Below are 1,028 nucleotides of genomic sequence, written 5' to 3'. Positions count from 1 at the left end.
TGTGTAAACCCACCACGTTGTTCAGTGGTAACGACAGCCGGCTGACAGGGGGCTGGTAGCCGACGCTGGCATGAGGTCGGTGCCAGTTGTAGTGGTGCAGCCACCGCGGGAAGGCTTCGGCGCGCTGGACGGAGCTTTCATAGGACCTGGCATAGGCCCATTCCCGAAGGGCCGTCTGGACCAATCGTTCGGCTTTGCCGTTCGTTCGCGGGGTGTAGGGCCGGGTTCGCTTGTGGCGGAGGCCCAAGCGCGCGATGAGCCGGCGGAAGCGACGGGATTTGTAGCAGGCACCGTTGTCGGTCAGGACGCGCTGGAAGCGGACGCCCAAGGCCCGGTAGTAGCGCACGGCGCTCAGCAGCGCCCGGCAGGCGCTGGAGCCGCGCTCGTCGGGTTCGATCGTGCCGAACGCGACACGGGAGTGATCGTCGATGGCCAGATGGACGAACTCCCATCCGGCGCCCTCGGATGCGCCGGTCCGGTCACCGGTCACGCGATGCCCGGGGCGCCAGAATCGCCCCAGTTTCTTGATGTCCAGGTGCAGCATGTCGCCCGGCGCGGCATGTTCGTAGCGGTTGTCCGGACGGGCCGGCTCCAACTCCGCCAGCCGATGCAGCCCGGCACGTCGCAGCAGCCTGGCGGTCGTGCTGGGCGCGACGTCCACAGCCGCGGCGATCTGGTGGTACGTCTGCCGCGCCCGGCGGCGCTCGATCAGTTGCGCGACCACGGCCGGCGGGGTTGCATGTGGACACCGGGTCGGCCGCGACGACCGATCCACCAACCCTTCGGGGCCTTCCTCCCGGAACCGCCGCAGCCATTTGTAGGCGGTCCGGACGCTGACACCCGCGGCATGGGCAGCTTCTTCGACACGAAGCCCTTCATCGACCACGCGTCGCACGAGCAAGGCTCGACCGCGAGGACTAAGACGGGCATGTTTATGCAGGTTCATCCGGGGCTCCTGGGGTGCTGTTTGGGTCGCACCTACAGAATTCCGGGATCGCCCCGGATGAACAACCTACTGAGAGATCACA

At 67.1% G+C, this 1,028-nt stretch carries 1 protein-coding gene; it reads right to left on the bottom strand.

The window, feature by feature from the left end; all coding sequences use genetic code 11:
* Window positions 1-946, bottom strand: a 946-nt coding sequence (locus QZH66_RS16895) for an IS481 family transposase (RefSeq protein ID WP_305807013.1), incomplete at its 3' end; no start/stop codon positions are given.
* Window positions 947-1,028 lie beyond the last annotated feature (82 nt).

This window comes from Stenotrophomonas sp. YIM B06876 (genome assembly GCF_030711595.1).
Lineage (GTDB): Bacteria > Pseudomonadota > Gammaproteobacteria > Xanthomonadales > Xanthomonadaceae > Stenotrophomonas.
This window is presented reverse-complemented; position numbering and strand designations above follow the sequence as displayed.